Annotated in this window: 18 protein-coding genes and 1 pseudogene; 5 read left to right on the plus strand and 14 right to left on the minus strand. The window is 71.9% G+C overall.

Annotated elements, in window-relative coordinates; translation table 11 throughout:
- Positions 1–16: 16 nt before the first annotated feature.
- Positions 17–364, minus strand: coding sequence for a DUF488 domain-containing protein (locus AB5L52_RS40985; protein ID WP_369368255.1), 348 nt, complete (start codon positions 362–364; stop codon positions 17–19).
- A 171-nt stretch (positions 365–535) separates the two neighbouring features.
- On the opposite strand from AB5L52_RS40985, the gene AB5L52_RS40990 reads away from it, so the two are divergent.
- The gene (locus AB5L52_RS40990; RefSeq protein ID WP_369368256.1) at positions 536–1,963 is read left to right on the plus strand and encodes a M1 family metallopeptidase; all 1,428 of its coding nucleotides are present in this window, start codon (positions 536–538) and stop codon (positions 1,961–1,963) included.
- A gap of 467 nt (positions 1,964–2,430) precedes the next feature.
- Here the strand turns inward: AB5L52_RS40990 and AB5L52_RS40995 are convergent, their stop codons facing one another.
- The gene (locus AB5L52_RS40995) at positions 2,431–2,682 is read right to left on the minus strand and encodes a WhiB family transcriptional regulator (RefSeq protein WP_369368257.1); all 252 of its coding nucleotides are present in this window, start codon (positions 2,680–2,682) and stop codon (positions 2,431–2,433) included.
- A 334-nt stretch (positions 2,683–3,016) separates the two neighbouring features.
- On the minus strand, positions 3,017–3,904 hold the full coding sequence (locus tag AB5L52_RS41000) for a LysR family transcriptional regulator ArgP (protein ID WP_369368258.1): 888 nt from the start codon (positions 3,902–3,904) through the stop codon (positions 3,017–3,019).
- A gap of 67 nt (positions 3,905–3,971) precedes the next feature.
- On the opposite strand from AB5L52_RS41000, the gene AB5L52_RS41005 reads away from it, so the two are divergent.
- Both AB5L52_RS41005 and AB5L52_RS41010 read left to right on the plus strand, forming a co-directional pair.
- Positions 3,972–4,589: a LysE/ArgO family amino acid transporter gene (locus tag AB5L52_RS41005; protein WP_351033144.1), complete on the plus strand. Its 618-nt coding sequence runs from the start codon at positions 3,972–3,974 to the stop codon at positions 4,587–4,589.
- 94 nt (positions 4,590–4,683) lie between these two features.
- Positions 4,684–6,018 carry an MFS transporter gene (locus AB5L52_RS41010; protein ID WP_351033143.1) on the plus strand — a complete coding sequence of 445 codons (1,335 nt, stop codon included), beginning with the start codon at positions 4,684–4,686 and terminating at the stop codon, positions 6,016–6,018.
- A 1-nt stretch (position 6,019) separates the two neighbouring features.
- On the opposite strand, the gene AB5L52_RS41015 is transcribed toward AB5L52_RS41010, so the two are convergent.
- Positions 6,020–6,478 carry a cyclic nucleotide-binding domain-containing protein gene (locus AB5L52_RS41015; RefSeq protein WP_351033141.1) on the minus strand — a complete coding sequence of 153 codons (459 nt, stop codon included), beginning with the start codon at positions 6,476–6,478 and terminating at the stop codon, positions 6,020–6,022.
- 546 nt (positions 6,479–7,024) lie between these two features.
- On the opposite strand from AB5L52_RS41015, the gene AB5L52_RS41020 reads away from it, so the two are divergent.
- Complete coding sequence (locus AB5L52_RS41020; RefSeq protein ID WP_369368259.1) at positions 7,025–7,882, plus strand: SigB/SigF/SigG family RNA polymerase sigma factor; 858 nt, start codon at positions 7,025–7,027, stop codon at positions 7,880–7,882.
- A 19-nt stretch (positions 7,883–7,901) separates the two neighbouring features.
- Here AB5L52_RS41020 and AB5L52_RS41025 read toward each other — a convergent pair whose 3' ends face one another.
- The 10 genes from AB5L52_RS41025 to AB5L52_RS41070 form a co-directional block, all read right to left on the minus strand.
- On the minus strand, positions 7,902–10,124 hold the full coding sequence (locus AB5L52_RS41025; RefSeq protein WP_369369052.1) for an FUSC family protein: 2,223 nt from the start codon (positions 10,122–10,124) through the stop codon (positions 7,902–7,904).
- Between the two features lie 169 nt (positions 10,125–10,293).
- Complete coding sequence (locus AB5L52_RS41030) at positions 10,294–11,658, minus strand: NAD(P)/FAD-dependent oxidoreductase (RefSeq protein WP_351033136.1); 1,365 nt, start codon at positions 11,656–11,658, stop codon at positions 10,294–10,296.
- A gap of 236 nt (positions 11,659–11,894) precedes the next feature.
- Complete coding sequence (locus AB5L52_RS41035; RefSeq protein WP_351033134.1) at positions 11,895–12,326, minus strand: ATP-binding protein; 432 nt, start codon at positions 12,324–12,326, stop codon at positions 11,895–11,897.
- Positions 12,327–12,464: 138 nt separating this feature from the next.
- The gene (locus AB5L52_RS41040; protein ID WP_369368260.1) at positions 12,465–14,363 is read right to left on the minus strand and encodes a long-chain fatty acid--CoA ligase; all 1,899 of its coding nucleotides are present in this window, start codon (positions 14,361–14,363) and stop codon (positions 12,465–12,467) included.
- 181 nt (positions 14,364–14,544) lie between these two features.
- Complete coding sequence (locus AB5L52_RS41045; protein WP_351033186.1) at positions 14,545–15,633, minus strand: glutamate--cysteine ligase; 1,089 nt, start codon at positions 15,631–15,633, stop codon at positions 14,545–14,547.
- Between the two features lie 89 nt (positions 15,634–15,722).
- Entirely contained in the window at positions 15,723–17,966 is a 2,244-nt protein-coding gene (gene glgB, locus AB5L52_RS41050; RefSeq protein ID WP_351033131.1) for a 1,4-alpha-glucan branching enzyme, read from the minus strand.
- Between the two features lie 4 nt (positions 17,967–17,970).
- Positions 17,971–19,335 (minus strand): maltokinase, encoded by a 1,365-nt coding sequence (locus tag AB5L52_RS41055; protein WP_369368261.1) that lies wholly within the window; start codon positions 19,333–19,335, stop codon positions 17,971–17,973.
- Between the two features lie 28 nt (positions 19,336–19,363).
- Positions 19,364–21,082 (minus strand): maltose alpha-D-glucosyltransferase, encoded by a 1,719-nt coding sequence (gene treS / locus AB5L52_RS41060; protein WP_369368262.1) that lies wholly within the window; start codon positions 21,080–21,082, stop codon positions 19,364–19,366.
- Positions 21,079–23,070, minus strand: coding sequence for an alpha-1,4-glucan--maltose-1-phosphate maltosyltransferase (locus tag AB5L52_RS41065; protein ID WP_369368263.1), 1,992 nt, complete (start codon positions 23,068–23,070; stop codon positions 21,079–21,081). Before AB5L52_RS41065 ends, treS begins: the two co-directional genes overlap by 4 nt.
- 106 nt (positions 23,071–23,176) lie before the next feature.
- Positions 23,177–23,476 (minus strand): DUF5133 domain-containing protein, encoded by a 300-nt coding sequence (locus AB5L52_RS41070; protein ID WP_351023051.1) that lies wholly within the window; start codon positions 23,474–23,476, stop codon positions 23,177–23,179.
- A 339-nt stretch (positions 23,477–23,815) separates the two neighbouring features.
- Between AB5L52_RS41070 and AB5L52_RS41075 the strand changes: the two are divergent.
- Positions 23,816–24,283 (plus strand): annotated as a pseudogene (locus AB5L52_RS41075) (pep a2); the annotation flags it as partial.
- Positions 24,284–24,309 lie beyond the last annotated feature (26 nt).

Below are 24,309 nucleotides of genomic sequence, written 5' to 3' on the forward strand. Positions count from 1 at the left end.
GCCGGCCCTTCGGGGGTCAGCCTCTCAGCAGCTCCGCGAGCACCTCTGCGTGACTCCGCTCGGGCGTCTTCGACGCCGTGAGCAGGGTCAGCGGCCCCTTGCGGGCCGCCTTCCGGAGGCCGTCGAGCAGTTCGGCGGCCTCGGGAGCGGCCAGTTCCGCCTCGTAACGGCGGCGGAACTCCTCGTACGAGCCGCCGCCGTGGTACCACTTGCGCAGCTCGGTGGAGGGGGTGAGCCCCTTGGGCCACTCGTCGACGTGCGCCTCGGCCTTGGCGATGCCGCGCGGCCACAGCCGGTCGACCAGCACGCGCCGGCCGTCATCGGGCTCGGGTGGTTCGTAGATCCGGCGCACACGCACGTTCACGGTCGTCACTCCAGCTCGGGACGGCGGACGGTGCTGTGAGCCTACTTCGGCGCGCCCCGTCCCACCGGGTGACGACGCGGCGAGACTTGACCTGAATGAGAGGGAGTCCGGGACACCCGCGCGCCTAGTCTGTCGGCCAGACGATCACCAGCCATCTCCCGAGGAGCGCCCGTGACGCGACCCGGCAGACAGCCCGCCCGGCGCCGTGGCGTCGGCCCGCGCCGCGAGACGCTCCTCGCCACCGTCCCCGTCGCCGTGGCGGCACTCATCGGCGCCGCCGGACCCACGGCGGCCGACACGACCGGCGCACCCGGCGCGGGCGACCCCTACTTCCCGCTCAGCGGCAACGGCGGCTACCACGTCCGGCACTACGACCTGACACTCCGCTACGAGACCTCCTCCCGGCACCTCGACGGCAAGGCCGTGCTCACCGCCCGCGCCACCCAGGACCTCAGCCGCTTCGACCTCGACCTCACGGGTCTGCAGGTCACCGGCGTCGCTGTCGACGGCGCGCCCGCGGCCTTCCGGCGCGTCGGCCAGGAACTCGTCGTCACCTCGCGCCACACCCTGCGTACGGGCCGGGACTTCCGGGTCGCCGTCGCCTACAACGGCACCCCGAAGCCGGTCACCGACCCCGACGGCAGCGCGGACGGCTGGATCCCCACCGACGACGGCGCCTTCGTCGCGGGCGAACCGCAGGGCGCGATGACCTGGTTCCCGGCGAACAACCACCCCAAGGACAAGGCGTCGTACGACTTCACCATCACCGTCCCGCAGGGGAGCACGGCCGTCGCCAACGGTGTTCTCCTCGGACAGCGCACCGCCCACGGCCGTACGACCTTCCGCTGGCGCGAGAGCCAGCCGATGGCCTCCTACCTCGCCACCGCGACCATCGGAAACTTCAAGGTCGAGCGGTACAGCACCGACGACGGCATACAGGTGTACAACGCCGTCGACCCGCGCGAGGCGAGCGCGGCCGCTCCGGTGCTGAAGCAGCTGCCGTCCGTCCTCGAATGGGAGAGCAAGCTGTTCGGGCCCTACCCGTACCGCTCCGCCGGTTCGATCGTCGACCACGCCCCGGACGTCGGCTACGCCCTGGAGACCCAGACCCGCCCGCTCTACGACGCCGCACCCGACCTGCACACCCTCGTCCACGAGAACGCCCACCAGTGGTTCGGCGACTCCGTCTCACTGACCACCTGGAAGGACATCTGGCTCAACGAGGGCTTCGCCGTCTACACGGAGTGGCTGTACGACGAACAGCACGACGGCGACAGCGCCCAGGAGACCTTCGACGCGCTCTACGCCCGCCCGGCGAGCGACCCGCTGTGGGCCTACCCGCCGGGCGATCCGGGCAGCGGCAAGAACATCTTCGGCGCGCCCGTCTACCAGCGGGGTGCCATGGCCCTGCACGAACTGCGCAAGGCCGTCGGGGACGGGGACTTCTTCCGGATCGTGCACGCCTGGCCGACCGTACACCGCAACGGCCACGGTACGACGGCCCAGTTCGTGCGGCTGGCCGAGCAGATCTCGGGGAAGCGGTTGGACGGGCTGTTCCACACCTGGCTGTTCGCGAACGGCAAGCCGAACAGCGCCTGAACCCTGACCGGTTCCAAACAAGTGCCGGCCAGGGCCGACACGATGATCCAGCGCAGCACCGCCGTCGCGCTCCTCCGGCGCGGGCGGCCTCCTCCCGGACCCTGGCAGCCTGTGTGTGCCCGGCGCTGCGCGGCGGCACCGCCCCGGACATCCCGGTGGTCATGCTCACCGCCCGCACCACCGAGGAGGATCTGCTGCTCGGTCTCGGTCGCCGCCGGGGTCGCCCTGCGCGCCGCGGCCGATGACGCGGCCTGGCTGGACCCAGACCGTCCTGGGCGGGCCGCCGGCGCCTGTGGTTCAGCGTTCCGGCGCCGGCCAGACCGTGGCCGGTGGCGGAAGCGTGACCCTCGGGACATTCTCCTTGGTGGCGCACGATCGGCAGGCGCGGCGCGGGCGCGGTGTTCACCCTGCTGTCCGCCGCCGCACCACCCGGCGACAGACCCTGAGGCCCGCGGCGGCTGTCCCGGTCACAGGGAGCGCGGCCGGGAGCGGGCCCGGCGGCGCAGCGCACGCCGGTCCAGCTCGGTCGTCCCGCCCCAGATGCCCATGCTCTGGGCCGTCGCCAACGCCCAGTCCAGGCACTGCTCCCGGACGGGGCAGTGCCCGCACACCGCCTTGGCCCGCTCGGTCTGCACCAGGGCGGGCCCGGTGGTGCCGATGGGGAAGAAGAGGTCGGGATCTTCGTGACGGCAGGCGGCGTAGTCGCGCCAGTGGTCCATCGAAGTCTCCTGGATCGGAGGGAATGCGTGGTCCGGGTTCGGGTGACCGGTCGGGGCGGTGTGAAACGGCGCGGCCGGCAGGGGATCGCGCGAGGGCCGTGATCCGGTCATGGGCGCGCGTACGGACCGAGAACGAGCCGTCAGCGCTCAACAGGCCGGAAAACGGGGCGGATCGGCCACCGGACCGCGGACACCCGTGCCCGACCGGGCACCGGCGGCGCGGAGTTGGCGGACAGGACCCCTTGGGGACCGCCGTGCGCCGCGCCACCGTCCGACCACCGTACTCCGTAGGGAGCTCGCATCGGTGCGAAACGGACGAAACGTGACGCGGCCGTCAGCGGCGCAGCGTCTCGGCCGCCGTCGCCGCCACCGCCTCGGCCAGTGCCGCGAGCGCGGGGGAGTCGAGCTTCCACTGCTGCCAGTACAGCGCGACGTCCATCCACACGTCGGGGGCGAGCAGCGCCAGCCGGCCCGCCGCGAGCAGCGGCTGCGCCTGGACCTCGGGCACCATGCCCCAGCCGAGCCCCGCGGCGACCGCGTCCAGGAACCCCTCCGAGGTGGGCACCTGGTGCCGGAACGGGCCGGCCGGGCCGCGGCCCAGCCGCCGTACGAAGGCGTCCTGGTAGTCGTCCTTGCGGTCGAAGTTGACCACCGGGGCCTGGGGCAGGGCCTCCGGCAGTGGTCGCCCGCTCAGGTGTGTGCCGGTGAACTCCGGTGCGGCGACCGGCAGATAGCGCATCCGGCCGAGCAGCCGCACGGTACAGCCCGGCACCGGATCCGACGCGGAGGTCACGGCCGCCATCACCAGGCCCTCGCGCAGCAGGGCCGCCGTATGGGCCTCGTCCTCGCGGTGCAGTTCGTAGCAGAGCCCCGCCACCCGGGTCAGCGCCGGCAGGAACCAGGTCGCCAGGGAGTCCGCGTTCACCGCCACCGACACCCGCGTCGGCTCCCCGGCCCCGCTCAGCCCCAGCTCACCCCAGGCGTCCCGCTCCAGCCGCGCGAGCTGCCGGGCGTAGCGCACCAGTACCGCGCCGGACTCGGTGGCCCGCACCGGTTTGGTGCGCTGCAGCAGCACCCGGCCAGTGCGCTGTTCCAGTGCCTTGACCCGCTGGCTGACCGCCGACGGCGTCACATGCAGGGCGGCCGCGGCGGCGTCGAAGGTGCCCTCGTCCACCACGGCGAGCAGGGTTCGCACCTGGTCGAGGGGAAGCTCGGTCATCACGAGCGCTAAGGATACGTAAGAATCATTAGCTGGACTTGCGGATACCGCGTTTTCTAGCGTCGACGGCATGAACCACGCCCTGACCGCCGCGGCCGCCGGGTTCGGCACCGGCCTCTCCCTGATCGTCGCCATCGGCGCCCAGAACGCCTTCGTCCTGCGCCAGGGGGTGCGCCGGGACGCGGTCTTCGCCGTGGTCGGCATCTGCGCGCTGTCCGACGCGCTGCTCATCGCGCTCGGCGTCGGCGGGGTCGGGGCCGTCGTGGTCGCGTGGCCGGGGGCGGTCCGGGCGGTCGGCATCGTCGGCGGTGCCTTCCTGCTCTGCTACGGCGCTCTCGCCACCCGCCGGGTGCTCAGGCCGAGCGCCGCCGGACTGAGTGCGGAGGGGGAGACCGCCGGCTCCCGGCGCCGGGCGGTGCTCACCTGCCTCGCGATGACCTGGCTCAACCCGCACGTCTACCTGGACACCGTGTTCCTGCTCGGTTCCCTCGCCGCCGACCGGGGCGCGCTGCGCTGGACCTTCGGGCTCGGCGCCGCGTGCGCCAGCCTGTGCTGGTTCGCCGCGCTGGGCTTCGGCGCCCGGCTGCTCGGCCGCTTCCTGGCCCGTCCGGCGGCCTGGCGCGTCCTGGACGGACTGGTGGCCGTCACCATGCTGGCGCTCGGGGCCACGCTCATGACCGGATCCTGAGCGTGCATTTTGAACATGTACACGGCGTCCCGGGATAGTTAGGCTTTCGAAGCGAAAAGATGTAGCCGGCAAGCAGCGAGCCACCTGGACACCCGTGGACACAAGCGAGAGCAGTACCACCGAACCCGACTCCGCGCCGAAGACGACGAACGCGCCGGACGCGCCGGACGCGACCGGCGCGGCGCCCCCGCCCCGGCGCGGCTGGCGCCGCTGGGCGATGGACACCCGTCCGCTGCGCCGCCCCGCCTACCGGCGCCTGTGGACGTCGACCATCGTCACCGCCGTCGGCAGCCAGCTCACCGCTGTCGCCGTGCCGAAGCAGATCTACGACATCACGCACTCCTCGGCGTGGGTCGGCTACGCGAGCCTGGCCGGCCTCGTGCCCATGGTGGTGTTCGCGCTGTGGGGCGGGGCGGTCGCCGACACCGTGGACCGCCGCAAACTGCTGCTGGTCACCAACTCCGGCATCGCGGTGACCTCGCTGCTGTTCTGGGCGCAGGCCGTCACCGGGCTGGACTCGGTCGTCGTACTGATGCTGCTGCTCGCGGTGCAGCAGGCGTTCTTCGGGCTGAACGCCCCCGCCCGCAACGCCTCCATCGCCCGGCTTGTCCCCGCCGAGGAGCTGCCCGCCGCGGGCGCGCTCGGCTCCACGGTGATGCAGACCGGCCTGGTGGCGGGCCCGCTGCTCGCCGGTGCGCTGATCCCGGTCATCGGGCTCCCCGAGCTGTACCTGATCGACGCCCTGGCGCTGTGCGTGACCGTGTGGGCCGTCTTCCGGCTGCCCGCGCTGCCGCCGCTCGGCGAGGTCGCCGCGCGCCGGGCCGGGATACGCGAGATAGCCGCCGGGTTCCAGTACATCTCCCGGCACAAGGTGCTGCTGCTGTCCTTCCTCGCCGACGTCGTCGCGATGGTCCTCGGCATGCCCCGCGCACTGTTCCCGCAGCTGGCCGCCCAGACCTACCACTCCTACGGCGAGGGGCTCGCGCTCGGCGTGCTGTTCGCCGGCATCCCGGTCGGCGCGGTGCTCGGCGGCCTGTTCTCCGGGGTGTTCTCCCGGGCCCGCCGGCACGGCTGGATGGTCGTCGGCGCGGTCGTCGCCTGGGGCGTGGCCGTCGCCGGCTTCGGGCTGAGCGGCAATCTGTGGGTGGCCCTGGCCTTCCTCGCCGCGGCCGGGGTCGCCGACATGGTCTCGATGGTGTTCCGCGGCGCGATCCTGCTGTCGGCGGCGACCGACGAGATGCGCGGCCGGATGCAGGGCGTGTTCACCGTGGTCGTGGCGGGCGGGCCGCGCCTGGCCGACGTGCTGCACGGCACGGCGGGCTCGGTGTTCGGCCCGCGGGCCGCCGTGGCGGGCGGCGGCGCACTGGTCGTCGTGGTGATGCTGGCCCTGACCGCCGCCGTACCGGCACTGCGCCGGTACCGGATCTGAGTCACAGCAGGCCGGTGCGGCGCTGGATCGAGTACTGGTCCATCAGCTTGCCGCGGGTCGTCTCCAGGCGGTGGGCGAGGATCTCGGCCACCGTCCGGACCAGCGAGAGCCCGAGCAGCGGGTCCTCCACGCTGAGCGCGAGCACGGAGGGCCCGTCGAACTCGTAGGCCCGTACGTTGCTGAAGGCCACCGCGCCGAAGTCCCACCGGTACGGCGGGAACAGCCAGGACCAGCCGAGCAGGTCGCCGGCGCCGAGCGAAGCCACCGTCACCCGCTGCCGAGAGGTGACCTCCTGGTCCAGGTGGACCGCGCCCGACCGGATCACCCAGAACCGGTCGGCGGTGCCGCCTGCCTCGAAGATGCGCGTGTCCTCCGGGAACGAGACCTCCTCGGCCAGTTCCATCAGGCGCTCGCGCTGTGCCTGGGGCAGGGCGGTCAGCAGTTTTATCGCTTTGGTCATGGCGCGGGGCTCCTCGCCGGCGGCGGTTCGGGTGCTTTCGCTAAGCCCATTTCAGCCGCTGCCGCCCCTGCGGGCACCTCGAAGGACGCGGTTTTCCTCGCCGCATGCCCGTTCCGCCGCCGGTCGCATGCCCGTTCCGCCGCCGGTTCCGGACAGCAAGGAGCCCTGGCTGGACGGGGGAGGCCAGCCAGGGCCGTCTGCGGTGATGCGGTCGGGGGAGGAAGGACGGTTCCGGTCACCCCGCGCATCACGTATGCATGAACGATAAATCATCTGGTGGGCGGACCGGTACTCAGAAGTAGGTCACGTGACCCGTTTCACGCCGTCCGCGTCGCGGTGTTTGCGCGCCTGACCGACGGGCAGGCGGAATCTCGTGCTTCGGACCGGAGGCGCGCGCCCAGCGGGAACCGTAAGGCCGCCGGGGTCTCCCTTCCGGTGGACCGGGCGGCCCGCCTGCGGCCAATCCTGACCTCACGGTTCGGGCGGGGCCCGGAAACACCCTCCCGCCGGACGCGTGCCCTGACATCACGTTCAGGAGCGATTCGCATGCTGACCGACTTGTCGACAAGCCGCCCCGGCACGCCCGCAACGACCGCCGACGCCGCACCCGCCCGCAGAACCCACGACGACGCACCCGACACCACGCAGCTGTTCGTCCGGCTGGCATCCCTGGGCGACGGCCCCGAACGGGACGCCGTGCGCGCCGAACTCGTCGCCGCCTGGCTGCCCATGGCCCACCGCATCGCCGGCCGCTTCCGCGACCGGGGCGAGTCCGTCGAGGACCTTCGGCAGGTGGCCGCGCTCGGGCTGGTCAAGGCCGTGGACCGGTTCGACCCCGCCCGCGGGGCCTTCGAGAGCTATGCCGTGCCGACCGTCACCGGCGAGGTCAAACGGCACTTCCGGGACCGGACGTGGGCCGTCAGAGTGCCGCGCCGGATCCAGGACCTGCGCAACCGGGTGCGCGTGGCCCGCCGTGAACTCACCCAGCACCCCGGCAGCCCCGAACCCACCGTCGCCGCCGTGGCCGCCCACACCGGCCTCACCGAGGAGGAGGTCGGCGCGGGCCTGGCGGCGCTGGAGAGCTACAGCTCCCTGTCGCTGGACGCCGTACTGTCCGCCGGCGGCGACGACGGCGGCAGCAGCCTCGCCGACACCCTCGGCGAGCCGGACACCTCCTACGACGTCGTGGTCGACCGCGAGGCCGCGAAAGCGGGACTGCGCCGGCTGCCCGAGCGGGAGCGGGCCATCCTCTACATGCGCTTCTTCGAGGACATGACGCAGAGCCGCATCGCCGACCGGCTGGGCATCTCCCAGATGCACGTCTCCCGGCTGATCAGCCGAAGCTGCGCCCGCGTCCGCGACGAGGCGCTGGGCGGGTGCCCGCGCGGCACCCGACCGGCGTGAGCGCGCTGCCGAGGGAACGTCACCTCTTCGCCTGGGCCGCCCCGGTCGTGATGCCCAGCGGCCGGGCCAGGCCCGAGACCCCCTCGTCCAGCCGCTGCAGATGGCGCAGCACCCGGTCGGTGACCCGGCCGTAGCGCGGGGTGCGCAGGGTGCCCGGCTCCAGCATCGACGCGATGCTGGGGCCCCGCTCGATCTCCGCCGTGGCGCGCGGGTCGGCGACATGGGCGGAGATCGCCTCGATGTTGTGCACGATCCGCGCGCACGCCCCGCGCAGCCGGGGGTCCGCCGCTATGGAGGGATGCGTCGGCAACAGCTCGGCCGTGGCCGCGAGCGAACGCCCGTGGTAGGCGCACGTCTCCAGCAGCGCCACCACGTACCGGGCGGTGTCCCGGCGGGCGCGCAGCGGGGCGATCGGATGGGTCAGCGGCTCGGTGGCCGCGCGCAGATCGGCCAGCGCCTGGTCCAGATCGCGGGCCTGCTCCACGAGATCGTCGCCCGCCCCGCCGCTCAACTGGTCAACGGCGGCCCGCGTGACATCGGCGAGCCGGTTCAGCACCTCGACGAGGAGTTCGTTGGTACGGCGATCGGTGTGGATCGGCAGCACCACCGCCGCCGCGATCACCCCGCAGGCCGCGCCGAGCGCCGTCTCCTCCACCCGCAGCACCAGCACCGAGAGGCTGTAGGTGTTCAGCAGCGTGTACAGCAGCCCCAGCATCGCCGTGACGAAGAACGACATCAGCGTGTACGACAGGGGCGCCGTGTAGAACATCGCGAAGATGAACACCAGCACCAGCGCGAACGCCGTCCACGTGTGGTGCCCGACCAGCCCGGCGAGGCCGATACCGGCCACCACGCCGAGCACGGTGCCCAGCAGCCGACGGTAGCCCTTCACCAGGATCTCGCCGGTCGAGGCGGTGTTGAGGAACACGATCCAGCAGGTCAGCACCGCCCAGTACCAGCGCTGACTGGACAGCAGCTCGCCGCCGACGATGGCCAGCGCGGAGCCGACGGCCACCTGGACCGCGGCCCGCGTCGTGGGCCGGCGCAGCCCGGTCTGCTCCGCCTCCTCCGCCTCGCTCTCCTCGCCCGCCTCGATCGCGGCGTCCTCCGCGTCCAGCTCCTCGCGTGAGCGGGCCGTCGCCGGGGTGTCGTCCGACTCGTCCTGCGGCCCGTCCAGCGCCAGCCGCAGCCCCAGGGCGGCACGGGCGGCCTCGCCGAGCCCCCGGAAGACGTCCTGCACGGCCGGCGAGGCCTTGGGCAGGTTCTCCTCCTCGCGGTAGCCGAGCAGCCGGTTGCGTACCTGGGCCAGCGCGGTGCCCCGGGCCTCGCCGAGCGGCCGCAGCATCAGCACGCGCAGCGCCTGCAGGTCCCGGCGCAGGGCCTCCGTCGCCTCGTCCCGGACCGGCTGCTCACCGCCCAAGGGCAGTGGGGCGCCCGGCAGATGCAGGGTCAGGGTGTCGGTCCGCTCGGCGCTGCGCGCGGTGAGCAGCAGCAGGCCGAGCCGTTCGGAGGCGATCTCGGCGTCGGCGATCCGGCGCTGCAGCAGCCGGGCCACGGCCGCGTCGGAGGTGCCGTCCTCCAGGCGGCCCTGGATCATCAGCGCCGTCTCGTGCAGCCGCGCGGTGGCGGTGCGCAGATCCTCCAGGACCTTCTCCACGCCGTCCGGGCCGGCGTCCAGCAACTCGGCCTGGACGGCGATCAGCTGGGCGAGCCGGGCGCGGAACGCCCGCCGCAGCCGGTCCAGGGTGCCGGCCGGGGTCTCGGGCAGCAGCACGAAGCGCGCGGCGGCACTGGAGACGAACGCCACGCACAGGACGCCGTACAGCGTGGGCAGCGTGGCGGTCGTCGCGTGCACGAACAGGGAGAGGAAGTAGACCTGGAAACCGATCAGGCCGAGCGCCGTGCCGCGGTCGCCGAACCGGCGGCCGTAGACCGCGCAGAAGATGAGGGCGACGAAGAACAGGTCCCCGACGACGACTCGTTGGTTCAGCAGCGCGCCAAGCGACACCGAGGCCAGCGCCACCGGCAGGCCGAGCGCGAGCGTCACGGCCTGCTGGGAGCGCTGCGTCTCGCGGATCGCGAAGGTCGCCACCATCGCCGCCATGGCCCCGGCGACCAGCTGGGACACCGGCACCCGCAGGGCGGCCAGCACGGCGAGGGTCAGCGCGATGGCGGTGACCGTGCGCAGGCCGGCGGTGAGCCTGAGCAGCCCGGGATCGGACGCCGCGAGCCGGTCCCACATCCGTACCCGCCCCGACCGCCCCGCTGTGCCCACGCCGCCGCGCTCTCTCCCGTGCCAGAAATCGATCTACGCCCCAGCATCGCACGACGGTCCGAATTACTTGCTCTCGGCCAGGTGGCTGGGCGCGCGGTTCCCCGCGTCCCTGGACCGAGCTGCGGCTCGCCTGCCTCTACGCCGTCCCCTCCGCCCGGGCCCGTACCTGTTCCGGGGTCAGATACGAGTCGGTGAACTCGAAGTCCTTCAGCCGGGCGGGCTTGCGGGCCTGGAAGCCGGTGCGGACGAAATCGTCGCCCGCGACCGCGTTCAGCAGCCAGTTGGTCATCACCCGGGTCTTGGCGACATTGGTGCGCAGCGCCGACCAGTGGTACCCGCGGGCCACCGCCTGGGCCGGCAGTCCGCGCAGCTCGATGCCGAGCGGCTTGGACACCGCGTCCTTGCCGCCGAGGTCGACGACGAGGCCCAGGTCGTGGTGCACATACGGCTGCAGCGGCTGACCCCGCAGGGTCGCGATCACGTTGTCGGCGACCGTCCTGCCCTGGCGCATGGCGTGCTGCGCGGTGGGCGGGCAGACCGCGCCCTCCTCGCCCTTGGCCAGGTCCGGTACGGCCGCCGAGTCGCCGAGCGAGAACACGCCGTCGTAGCCCGGCAGGGTCAGTTCCGGGGTGACCGCCAGCCGGCCGCGGACCGTCTCCGCGCCGAGCGTGCCGATCAGCGGGCTCGCGACCACACCGGCCGTCCAGATCAGTGTGTGCGTCGGCACCACCCGGCCGTCGGTGAAGGTGACCTCCTCCGCCCCGGCCTTCTCGATCGACACCCCCAGCGACACCTCGATGCCGCGCCGCCCGAGGATCTCCTGCGCGCTGCGGCCGAGCTTCTCGCCCAGCTCCGGCATGAGCCTGGGCGCGATGTCGATCAGATGCCACTTGATCAGGCCGGGGTCCAGCCGCGGGTACCGGGTGACGGCCGCGTGCGTGAGCCGCTGCAGACAGGCGGCGGTCTCGGTGCCGGCGTATCCGCCGCCGACCACCACGAACTGCAGCCGCGCGGCCCGCTCGGCCGGGTCGTCGCTGGCGTCGGCGAGGTCGAGCTGGGTGATGACGTGGTCGCGGATGTAGGCGGCCTCGGCGAGGGTCTTCATCCCGAAGGCGTGGTCGGTCAGCCCGGGGATGTCGAAGGTGCGGGTGACGCTGCCGGGGGCCAGCACGATGTAGTCGTAGGGCTCGTTGACGATCTTGTCGGTGATGGTGCGGACGACGCACACCTTGGCCTTCAGATCCACCCCGATCGCGCCGCCGGGCAGGATCCGGGTCCGGTACTTCTTGCTGCGGCGCAGGCTCAGGGCGATCGACTGCGGCGTGAGCACACCGGAGGCGACCTGGGGCAGCAGGGGCAGATACAGCTGGTAGGAGTACGGCGTCACCAGGGTGACGTCCGCCTCGGCGGGAGCGAGCTTCCGCTCCAGGCGGCGGACGCACCCCACTCCGGCGAAGCCTGCGCCAACCACCAGGATCCTGGGTCGTGTCACGGTGTTCATCCCTTTCTGCGGCTCCAGGCGGTCCGACTCGACGCCGTTCGCCCGCCCTGGATCGAGGCGCACCACCTTCGATCCCACCGTGCCCCGAGCCGTTCCGCCAGCCGGGCGCGGCAGGCAGACGAACGCGTGGGCACCAGCATGCCCCCGCACAGCGCGGAGAAACCGGGGATCGCACGCATGCGCGTCGTACGCGCGGGCGGCGTGCGCCGGGGATGCGGCCGCCGGACCGTACGCCGTCACCAGGGCAGGAACGCGTGGATGTCCTTGCCCTCGTCGTCCACGACGACGCTGACCTGCGTGCACAGCGTGTGCATCAGATGCCAGCCGATGCCGCCGCCCCGGCCCGGGTGGAAGGGCCGCGGTTCCGGCCGGACCCTGCTCGTGTCGTGCATCGTCACGTGCACGCCGTCGAAGGTGCGGCGCAGCCGCAGACCGAACGGCCCGGGCGCGTACTGGATCGCGTTGGCGGCCAGCTCCGTCACGACCAGCAGGATGTCGTCCCAGTGGTCGTGGGCGGCCGGCGGCGACCGCATGGCGAGCGTGCCCAGGAACTCCTCCGCGGCGAGCCGCGCCTCCGTGACATTGTGCAGCTCACCCGCGAAGGAGAAGGCGCGCTCGTAGCTGTCCTCCGTAGGCGGTTTGCCGCCCCCACGCCGCTCCGTCGACATCTCGCATTCCCTGGTTCCGGCCGGTGCGCTCCCTAAGGACCCTGCGCCGAGCCGGTCGTCGGTCTGATCTCCTTCTGCGTGTGCGGGTTCCCCGCAGCCGGGCGGCTATGTACGCGGGCGGCCGTGTGGTGCGGGGCGTCAGCGGAAGACGTCGTCCGGCTCGTCCCAGTCCGCCGGCTCCTGCGGGCTCCGCGGCGCCCTGGAGCGTGCCTGGTACATCGCGTCGATCTCGGCGGCGTGGTGCCGGACTATCGCGTCCCGGCGCAGCTTCATCGACGGGGTGAGCAGTCCGTTGTCCGCGGCGAACGGCTCCGGCAGGACCCGGTAGACCCGGATGGACTCCGCACGGGACACCGGGCTGTTCGCGGTGGCGACGGCCCGCGCGATCTCCTCCCGCAGGGCGTTCTCCTCACGGGTCTCGCGGCCCGGACCGCCGCCCTGGAGTGCCAGCGCGGCCCGCCAGTGCGCGAGGAAGCCCGGGTCCAGGGTGATGAGGGCGCCGACACAGGGCCGGTCGTCGCCGATCACGACCGCCTGGTGGATGAGCGGATGCATGCGCAGCCGCTGCTCCAGCGGGGCCGGGGCGACGCTCTTGCCGCCGCTGGTGACGATGATGTCCTTCTTGCGCCCGGTGATCGTCAGATAGCCCTCGGAGTCCACCCGCCCGATGTCCCCGGTGGCAAGCCAGCCGCCGCGCAGCACGGCCCGCGTCGCCGCCTCGTCGCCGACGTAGCCCTGGAACACCGACGGACCGCGCACCAGGATCTCCCCGTCGTCGGCCACCTGGACCTCGGTGCCCGGCAACGGCCGGCCGACCGTCCCGGACTTCTCCCGGCCGAGCGGCTGCATGGTGATCCCGCCGGAGGACTCGGTCAGGCCGTAGCCGTCGTTGATGGCCACTCCGATGCCCTCGTAGAACAGGGTCAGTTCACGGCTGAGCGAGGAACCGCCGGAGGTGCCGCGCACCACCCGCCCGCCGAGCGCGGCCCGCAGCCTGCGGTACACCGTCCGCTCGAACACGGCGTGCTGCAGCCTGAGCTCGAGTCCCGGACCCGGCCCGGTGCCCAGCCGGCGGCGCTCCTCGGCCGCGGCGAAGTCCCGCGCGGTCTGCGCGGCCCGCTCGAACAGGGCACCCCGGCCCGCCTGCTGCGCGGTCCGCAGGACGTTCTTGTAGAGCTTCTCGAACACCGACGGCACGCCGTACAGATACGTCGGCCGGAAGGTGCTCAGCGCCGATGCCAGCGAGGCCTCGGTCAGCTCCGGCTCGTGTGCCATCAGCGCACCGCCGCGGACACAGGTGAGCATGATCATGATGCCGTACACATGCGAGAACGGCAGGAACGCCAGCACGGACGGCTGCTGTCCCGGCGGTGCCGCGACGTGCGCCCAGCCGGCCAGCAGCGTGTCGCAGGGGTAGGCGAGGCCGCGGTGGCTCAGCGCGCAGCCTTGAGGGCGGCCGGAGGTGCCGGAGGTGTAGACGACCGCCGCCGTGGCGTCCGGCAGCACGATCCGGCGCAGTGACTCCACCGTCGTGTACGGCACCTCGGCGCCGTGCCGGACGAGCTCGGGCACCGCGCCCGCGTCCAGCTGCCAGACGTGCCGCAGCCGCGGCAGTCCGGCGCACACCGTGCCGATGGTCATGACCCCCTGCTCGTCCTCGATCAGCACGGCCACACAACCGGCGTCCCGCAGGATCCACTCGGCCTGGTCGCGCGAGGAGGCCGGATGGATCGGCACCACCTCCGCGCCAATGGTCCACAGCGCAAGGCTGAACACGGTCCACTCGCGGCGGGTGCGGGACATCAGGGCCACCCGGTGGCCGGGGGAGATCCCCGCGGCGACCAGCCCCTTGGCCAGGTCGACCACCTCGTCCCGCAGCTCGACGGCAGTCGTCTCCTGCCAGCCGCCGGCCGTGGGATCCGTGCGGTGCGCGAGCACCGGCAGGGCCGGGCTGCGCTCCGCGGTGTCGAAGACGCTGTCGGCGAGGCCGCCGGTGAGCGGCGGGGCAACGGGGCGAGCGAGGGCGACGTCGCGCATGCGCTGCTCCAGGGTGTACGGAGGGTCACACCGCCGATCGGCTCTGTGTCGGCGGTGCTCGAATGTAGCCGAGGTGAGCGCGTTCGGTATGGGGAACGGTGAAGTCGTGATCAGCTGATGACGTGGGCGTGTCCGGGGTCGCGGGGAGGCCGCATGCGGACCGGGGTGTCGGGCCGGGCGCTCAGCCCTGGGTGTGCCGTACGCACTCGATCACGACCTCCCGCAGACTGCCGGCCCGCTCCAGCAGCCGGCGCTGCTGACGTGCCCCGTTGCCGCGCCGCAGCAGCTCCGCGACGCCCTGCTCGGCGCGCTCGGCGTCGCCGTAGGCGGTGAGGGCGTCGGCGGTGTACTCCAGGAGCGAGCGCAGCACCTCCGGCGCGGGGCGGGGCTGCATGGTCACGGGGTCGAGCAGATCCTGGTCCAGTCCCGACCGGGCCGCCTGCCAGACGCCCAGCCGGAGCACGCTCACGCTGTGGTCCGGCGCGGACCGGCCGGCCCGCCAGTCGCGCGCCGCCGTCTCCACCAGGGCGCGGATCAGGGTGGCGACGAGGACGGCGGTCTGCGCGCACAGGCAGACGTCCGCCACCCGGATCTCCACGGTCGGGCAGTGGGTGGACAGCCGCGCGTCGAAGTAGGCCATGGCCTCGTCCAGGATGACGCCGGTGGCCACCATCTCCTTCACCCTTTGGTGGTACCGCTCGGGGGAGACGAACAACTCGGTCGGGCCGGCCGACGGCCAGCGCTCCCAGACCCGGGTGCGGTAGCTGGCGTAGCCCGTGTCGCTGCCCTGCCAGAACGGGGAGTTGGCGCTCATCGCCACGAGCACGGGCAGCCAGGGGCGCAGCCGGTCGAGCACCGCGACACCCTCCTCGTCGGACTCCACTGCTACATGTACATGGCAGCCGCAGACGAGCTGGTCCCGGGTGCCGACCCCGTACCGCTCGGCCAGCCACGCATAGCGGTCGTTCACGGTCAGCAAGGGACTGACCGGGAGCGGGGAGACGGCGAGCGCCGCGACCGCGCAGCCGAACTGCCCGGCGTGCCGGGCCGCCTCCTTGCGGCAGCGAACGATCTCCTCGCCGAGGTCCGCCATGTCCGCCTGCGGATGTGTGGCGAACTCCAGCATCTGCCCGAACAGCTCCTTGTCGAACACGTCCTGCCCGGGATCGTCATGGGCGACCTGGGCGAGGACGGCCGCCGCCAGCGCCCTCGGGTCGCCGCTCTCGGGGTCGACCAGAAGGAGTTCCTCCTCCACACCGACGGTGCGCACGTGGTGCCACCCTTCCGTGTTCATGCCACGCGGGACAGCCGTGGCAGGCAGACCCCGACCGCCCTGGGCGGGCCGCCGGCGCCTGTGGTTCAGCGCTCCGGCGCCAGCCAGACCGTGGCCAGCGGCGGAAGCGTGACCCTCAGGACATTCTCCTCGGTTACGAGCGACCCGGCGCTGCCGACCCCGCCGCCGCCGTAGCGGACGTCGTCGGTGTTCAGCGCCTCCCGCCAGGCGGGGAACCCGTCCGGCACCCACAGTCCGTAGTCGTGCCGGACGACCGGGGAGAAGTTCGACACCGCGAGCAGTGGGGAGCCGTCGGCGGCGAAGCGCAGGAACGCGAAGACGTTGTCGTCCGCCGCGTCGCACAGCACCCACCGGAACCCGCCCGGGTCGCAGTCCCGCTGCCACAGGGCCGGGGCGTCCCGGTACAGCGTGTTCAGATCCCGTACGAGATCCCGCACGCCCCGGTGATCGCCGGCCGAGTGGTAGTCGTCGCCGAGCAGCCACCACTCGGGACCGTGCGCCTCGGACCACTCGGCCCCCTGGGCGAACTCCTGCCCCATGAACAACAGCTGTTTGCCCGGATGGGCCCACATGAAGCCGAGATAGGCGCGGTGGTTGGCCCGGCGCTGCCACCAGTCGCCCGGCATCTTCGAGACCAGTGCCTGTTTGCCGTGCACGACCTCGTCGTGGGAGATCGGCAGCACGTAGTTCTCGCTGTACGCGTACACCATCGAGAAGGTCATCTCGTGATGGTGGTACTTGCGGTGCACCGGCTCCTTCTGGATGTACTGCAGCGAGTCGTGCATCCAGCCCATGTTCCACTTCAGCCCGAAGCCGAGCCCGCCGCTGTCCGTCGGCCGGGTCACCCCGTCCCAGGCGGTGGACTCCTCCGCGATGGTCACCACCCCCGGGCAGCGCCGGTAGACGGTCGCGTTCATCTCCTGCAGGAAGGCGACCGCGTCCAGATCCTCCCGCCCGCCGAAGACGTTCGGCTGCCACTGGCCGGAGTCCCGCGAGTAGTCGAGGTAGAGCATCGAGGCGACGGCGTCCACACGCAGCCCGTCGATGTGGAACTCCTGGCACCAGTACACCGCGTTGGCGACGAGGAAGTTGCGCACCTCGGTCCGGCCGAAGTCGAACTCGTACGTCCCCCAGTCCGGATGCTCGGCCCGCCGCCAGTCCCCGGGTTCATACAGCGGTTCCCCGTCGAACCGGGCCAGCGCCCAGTCGTCCTTCGGGAAGTGCGCCGGCACCCAGTCCATGATCACACCGAGGCCGACCCGGTGCAGCGCGTCCACCAGGTACTTGAAGTCGTCCGGGGAGCCGAGACGCGGCGTCGGCGCGTAGTACGAGGTGACCTGGTAGCCCCAGGACCCGCTGAACGGATGCCCGGCGACCGGCATCAGCTCGACATGCGTGAAGCCCAACTCCTTGACATAGGCGGGCAGTTCATCGGCGAGCTGCCGGTACGTCAGTCCGGGCCGCCAGGACGGCAGATGGACCTCGTACACCGAGAACGGCGCCTGGTGCACGGGTGTGTCGCCCCGGTGCGCCATCCACTCAGCGTCGCCCCACTCGTACCGCGACACCGCGACGACCGACGCCGTGTCGGGCGGCACCTCCGTACGCCGCGCCATCGGGTCGGCCTTGAGGAACCGATCGCCGTACCGCGAGGTGATCTCGAACTTGTACCGGGCGCCCTCGCCGATCCCGGGCAGGAACAGCTCCCACACCCCGGACGCGCCGAGCGAGCGCATCGGGTACTGGGTGCCGTCCCAGTAGGTGAAGTCCCCGGCCACCCGCACCCCTTGGGCGTTGGGCGCCCACACGGTGAAGCGGGTGCCGGTCACGCCCTGGAGCGTCATCGGCTCGGCGCCGAGCGCCTGCCACAGCTGCTCGTGCCGGCCCTCCCGGATCAGATGCAGATCCAGCTCACCGAGCGCGGGCAGAAAGCGGTACGGATCGTGCACCTCGTGCTCGACGTCGTCGTACGCCACCAGCAGCGTGTACGAGGACGGGATCTCCGGGTACGGCAGCACGGCCGCGAACAGACCGTCGCCCTCCGACACGAGCGGATGGCGCGTGCCGTCGGCCATGACGCTCACCGCCCGCGCGTGCGGGCGCAGCGCCCGGAACACGGTGCCGCCCGGCACCGGGTGGGCGCCCAGCAGGGCGTGCGGATCATGGTGGGCGCCGCCGAGCAGTCGGCCGCGCTCGGCCGGATCGAGCGCAGCGAGATGGGGGTCCCCCCGGACGTAGTCTGGGGGAGGAACGGCCCTGACCGGCGTGGGGCCGGCGGTCTCGGGCAGTGAGGTGTCGCGCAGAGCCATGACGTCAGCCTCCCCACACGGCGAGTCGTTTGATCGCCGCCATTGGAACCGGCAGCCAGTCCGGCCGGTGTCTCGCCTCGTACAGCACCTCGTACACCGCCCTGTCCGTCTCGTGCGCGCGCAGCAACGCGTGCTTCTTCCGTGGATCCCAGCCCGCGCGGGCCGCGTAGCCCGCGCAGAACGCCTCCCGGCAGCGGCGCGCCCACTCGGGTCGCCAGGGGCGGCGCTGCCGGGCCGCGTAGTCGAAGGAGCGCAGCATCCCCGCCACGTCCCGCACCGGGGAGTGCGCGGCCTGCCGCTCGGCCAGCGGCCGGGACGGTTCGCCCTCGAAGTCGATGACGAACCAGTCGCGGCCCGCCCGCAGCACCTGCCCGAGGTGCAGATCACCGTGGATGCGCTGCGCGGGCGGCCCGGTGTCGCAGGTGGCCAGGGCCCCGAACGCGGCCCGCAGCCCCGGCACGAAGGGCTTGAGCCCCGGTACGGCGTGCGCGGCCGCGTCCAGCCGGGCGCACATCGCCCGTGCCGTACGGCCGTTCTCACCAGGACCGGCCGGGCCGAACGCCTCGGCCAGCGCCACGTGCACCTCCGCCATGGCCCGCCCCAGTTCACGGGCCTCGGTGGTGAAGTCCTCGCCCGCGGCGAGCGCGCGCAGCGCCAGCGTCCAGCCGTCGGTCGCGTCCGGCAGGAACGGCTGCAGCACGCCCAGCGTGGTCGGCCGCGGCGCCGTCGTACCGAACCAGGCCACCGGCGCGGGTACCCGGGTGCAGCCCTGCGCGGCCAGCGCGGCCGTCACCTCCAGGTCCGGGTTGACACCCGGCTGGATACGGCGGAAGACCTTCAGGATGTACGCGTCGCCGTACACGATCGAGGAGTTGGACTGCTCGACGTCCAGCAGCCGCGGCGGCAGACCGCCGGGCACCCGGGCGCCCGGATCGGCCTCGAACCGCAACGGCCCCGCCGCACCGGGCTGCCGCAGCCGCTCCAGCAGCAGATGGGCCGAGCGCGGGTCGTGCAGCGCGTCGTACACCGCGAGCCCGGCGAGCGGACCCTGCTCGGCCCGCCCGATGAACGCCCGCTCCAGCCGCCCCGAATGCTGCTCGCGCACCCCGAGCAGCAGCTGGTAGCAGTCGCCCGGCGGGGGAGTGCCGCCCGGCGTCGGTACGGGCGCGTGCGAGGCGTGCACCAGCAGATGCAGACACCCCCGGAACAGCTCTGTCATGGACAGCACCGACAGATCGGTGACCGGCCGGTCCTTGCCCGCGAACCACCGTTGCCGCGGCAGCCACGCGCGCAGCAGCCCGCCCAGGGAGACAAGAGGCCCGTCGAAGGCCGCCGCGGTTCTCGGCCGAACGGTGATGGTCTTCGGCATGACGCGTCCTTTCCTCGGCCCGGGCGTCTCAGCGACGGCGGCCGATGCGGGATGCGACTCGGGTGAGCCGGAACCAGTAGAAACCGTGGCCTTGCAGGGTCAGCAGGTAGGGCAGTTCACCGATCGCCGGGAAGCGCACCCCACCGATCAGCTCCACCGGATGCCGCCCGTCGTAGGCGCGCAGATCGAGTTCGGTGGGCTGGGCGAAGCGGGAGAAGTTGTGGACGCACAGGACGAGGTCGTCCTCGTACTCGCGCAGGAACGCGAGCACCGCCGGGTTGGAGGACTGCAGCTCGTTGTAGGACCCAAGTCCGAAGGCAGGATTCTGCTTGCGGATCTCGATCATGCGGCGGGTCCAGTGCAGCAGCGAGGAGGGCGAGGACATGGAGGCCTCGACGTTGGTGACCTGGTAGCCGTAGACCGGGTCCATGATCGTCGGGAGGAACAGGCGTCCCGGATCGGACGTGGAGAATCCGGCGTTGCGGTCGGGGGTCCACTGCATCGGGGTGCGGACGGCGTCGCGGTCGCCGAGCCAGATGTTGTCGCCCATGCCGATCTCGTCGCCGTAGTAGAGGATCGGCGAGCCGGGCAGGGAGAGCAACAGGGCGGTGAACAGCTCGATCTGGTTGCGGTCGTTGTCGAGCAGGGGGGCGAGGCGGCGGCGGATGCCGATGTTGGCCCGCATCCGTGGGTCCTTGGCGTATTCGGCCCACATGTAGTCGCGCTCTTCGTCGGTGACCATTTCGAGGGTCAGCTCGTCGTGGTTGCGCAGGAAGATGCCCCACTGGCAGCCGGAGGGGATGGCCGGTGTCTTGGCGAGGATCTCGGAGACGGGGTAGCGGGATTCGCGGCGGACGGCCATGAAGATGCGTGGCATGACCGGGAAGTGGAAGGCCATGTGGCACTCGTCGCCGCCGGAGCCGTAGTCGCCGAAGTAGTCGACGACGTCCTCCGGCCACTGGTTGGCCTCGGCCAGCAGCACGGTGTCCGGGTACATCGCGTCGATCTCACGGCGGACCCGCTTGAGGAAGGCGTGCGTGGCGGGCAGGTTCTCGCAGTGCGTGCCCTCTTCCGCGTAGAGGTACGGGACCGCGTCGAGCCGGTAGCCGTCGATGCCGAGGTCGAGCCAGAAGCGCAGCGCCGCCAGGATCTCCTCCTGCACGGCCGGGTTCTCGTAGTTGAGGTCCGGCTGGTGCGAGAAGAAGCGGTGGAAGTAGTACTGGCCGCGGACCGGGTCGAAGGTCCAGTTGGAGGCCTCCGTGTCGACGAAGATGATCCGGGCGTCCTCGTACTGCTTGTCGTCGTCGGCCCACATGTAATAGTCCCCGTACGGGCCCTCGGGGTTCCTGCGGGACTCCTGGAACCACGGGTGCTGGTCGCTGGTGTGGTTCATGACGAAGTCGATGATGACGCGCATGCCGCGTTGGTGGGCGGCGTCCACGAACTCCACGAAGTCGGCGAGGTCGCCGAAGTCCGGGAGTACGGCGGTGTAGTCGGAGACGTCGTAACCGCCGTCCCTGAGCGGGGACTTGAAGAACGGCGGCAGCCACAGGCAGTCCACGCCGAGCCACTGCAGGTAGTCCAGCTTGGCGGTCAGACCCTTCAGGTCGCCGATGCCGTCGCCGTCGCTGTCCTGGAAGGAGCGGACCAGGACCTCGTAGAAGACGGCGCGTTTGAACCACTCCGGGTCCCGGTCCCCCGCGGGAGTGTCCTCGAAGGTGTCCAGTACGGGTTCGTTGACGGTCATGACGCTGCGGGCCCTCCGATCCGGGGCGCCGAGCGCCCGACGTGGAGTACGTGCGCCGGCGCGCTGCCCGGCGTCAGACGCACGTAGTTGGTCCTGCCCCAGTGGTACGTCTCGCCCGTCAGCTCATCGTGTACGGACAGGGCGGCGTGCCAGTCCAGGCCGAGTTGCGGCATGTCCAACGAGACCGTGGCCTCCTGGGTGTGGTGCGGGTCGAGATTGACGACCACGATGACCGAGTCCGTGTCCGTGCTCTTGCTGTAGGCGAGCACGGCATCGTTGTCGGTCTGATGGAAGCGAAGATTCCGCAGGCGCTGTAGCGCGGGGTGCTCACGGCGGATGGTGTTGAGCTTGGTGATGAGGGGTGCGATGGTGCGGCCCTCGCGGGCGGCGGCCTCCCAGTCGCGCGGCTTGAGCTGGTATTTCTCGGAGTTGAGGTATTCCTCGCTGCCTTCGCGCAGCGGGGTGTTCTCGCACAGTTCGTAGCCGCTGTAGATGCCCCAGGTGGGGGAGAGGGTCGCGGCGAGCACGGCGCGGACCTCGAAGGCGGGCCGGCCGCCGTGCTGCAGATACGCGTGCAGGATGTCCGGGGTGTTGGCGAAGAGGTTCGGCCGCATGTAGGCCGCCGCCTCACCCGCCAACTCACCGAAATACTCGGTGAGTTCCTGCTTGCTGTTGCGCCAGGTGAAGTAGGTGTACGACTGCTGGAACCCGATCTGCGCCAGGGTGTGCATCATGGCCGGGCGGGTGAACGCCTCGGCCAGGAAGATCACGTCCGGGTCGCGGCCGTTGACCTCGGCGAGGACCCGCTCCCAGAACACGACGGGCTTGGTGTGCGGGTTGTCGACCCGGAAGATCCGCACCCCGTGCCCCATCCAGTGCCGCAGGATCCGTACCGTCTCGGCGACCAGCCCGTCCAGGTCCGCGTCGAAGGCGACCGGGTAGATGTCCTGGTACTTCTTCGGCGGGTTCTCGGCATACGCGATCGTGCCGTCGGGGCGGTGATGGAACCACTCGGGATGCTTGTGCACCCAGGGATGGTCGGGCGAACACTGCAACGCGAAGTCCAGCGCCACCTCCAGGCCCAGCTTGCGGGCCTCGCCGACGAAGAAGTCGAAGTCCTCGATCGTGCCGAGAGCGGGGTGGACGCTGTCGTGGCCGCCCTCGGGAGAGCCGATCGCCCAGGGCACGCCCACGTCGTCGGGGCCGGCGGTGAGGGTGTTGTCGGGCCCTTTGCGGAAGGTCGTGCCGATGGGGTGGACGGGCGGGAGGTAGACGACGTCGAAGCCCATCTCCGCGATGGGCCGCAGTCGGCGCGCGGCCGTACGGAAGGTGCCGTGCGGCCGTTCGGCGGTGCCTTCGGAGCGGGGGAAGAACTCGTACCAGGAGCCGTACAGGGCGCGTTCGCGTTCCACCAGCAGCGGCATCGGGTCGGAGGCGGTGACCAGGTCCCGCAACGGGTGACGGGCCAGCAGCGCTTCCACCTCGGGCGAGAGGGCCGCCGCCAGACGCTCGTGCACCGACAGGGAGTCGTCGTCGAGGGCCCGTGCGGCGGCGAGGACGAGGCTTCGCTCCGGGCCCTTCGGCACCCCGGCGGCCGCGCGCTCGTACAGCGCGGCGCCGTCCTCCAGGACCACCCCGATGTCGATCCCGGCCGGCACCTTGGCCGCGGCGGTGTGCCGCCAGGTCGCCAGCGGATGGCTCCAGGCCTCCACCCGAAAGGTCCAACGGCCCGTCGCGTCCGGGGTGATGTCCGCCCCCCACAGGTCGCTGCCGGGAGACAGCTCACGCATCGGCGTCCACGGGCCGCGACGGCCCTTCGGATCGCGCAGGACCACATTGGCGCCCACGGCGTCGTGCCCTTCCCGGAACACGGTCGCCGTCACCTGGATGGTCTCCCCGGCCACCGCTTTCGCCGGGCGCCTGCCGCACTCCACGGCCGGCCGGACGTCACGTACCGGTACACGGCCGATGGCCGGGGTCCTCCGCATGCATTTCACCTCCGCCGTGCGCGAAGCCGGGCACCCGGCCCGGCTTCGCGATCCGAGAGGGGCCGACCGACGCCGGCCCGTGGGGAACGCCTTGTACGGTGCCAGCTCAGGGGCTTGGCGCCGTGGAACGCCGCTCCGATGGCGGCGCTCTTCTGGCCGACCGGCGTGACCGCGGCCGTCCGTCCTGCTCGCGCAGGTAGCTGACCAGAGTGGTGCGCAGATAGCGTTCGGCGGCGTCCGCGGCCTCGCGGGCGCAGCGTTTGCCCATCAGCACGCACAGTGTGTAGCCCGAGTCCTCGAAGGTGCCCCGGACCGTGCGGTCGTGGGGCGAGGCGAGCATCACGCGCTCCCACGCCCGGTAACGCCGCAACGCCCGGGCCACTTCGGCCTTGGCGGGTAGCAGCATTGCCCTCTTCACCTTCCACGCTCTCGACTGGGCGCGTTCCCGACGGTCGGGTGGTGTCCGCGCGCGGGAGCGCACGGCACCGTTACGGCGATCGAGGCTTTCACTTATGGTGCACGGACGGCGACGCAGCGTCTTGTTGGATCTTCAACGATGAGTGATGGCGACGTGTGGCGCCGGATGCTCGTGTTGCACGAATGGCGTAGTGGCCGCACCGTAGAGGTGACTCAGACGCGATCAGCGCTCACGCTATGTGTCCGGGACCGCTTCCGGACGGGCCGACGGGATCCCTCCCGGACGGGCGAGGGGAGCGAGAGCTTCGCCGGTGAGGAGCAAGCGACGATGAAGACCGCAGTGCCCTGCTACTACCACATCGACGTGGAAGTCAGCCCGGAACGGGTGGGACAGGTCAGCCGCATCCTGGCCGCCCACCTTCGCTACTGGGACCTCGACAACCTCGCGGTCCCCGTCTGCCGCGGCGCCGAACTGCTGCTGCGGGCGATCGACCAGCACGCCACCGACAAGCACACGTCGATCGAGCTGTGGTGGAACGGCCAGCACCTCATCACCGCCTTCGGGGACGACGACCCGGACCTGCGCCCCGACCAGGAACTGCGCGCCTGCCTCGCCGACATCGCCGCCATGAGCGACGGCTGGGGCTGCTGCGCCTCGGACAGCGGCAGCAAGATCATCTGGTTCTCGCAGCGCGCCCGCGCCGGCGAGCGCGTCCCGCTGGTGCCGACCGCCCCCGCGCCCACGCTGCGGCAGGGCCTGGAGGTGCCGCGCGAACTGCCGGTGGCGGTGCTGGCCGCCGCGGCGGCAGCGGTGGACGAGGC

It is taken from the genome of Streptomyces sp. CG4, assembly GCF_041080655.1.
Classification (GTDB): Bacteria; Actinomycetota; Actinomycetes; order Streptomycetales; family Streptomycetaceae; genus Streptomyces.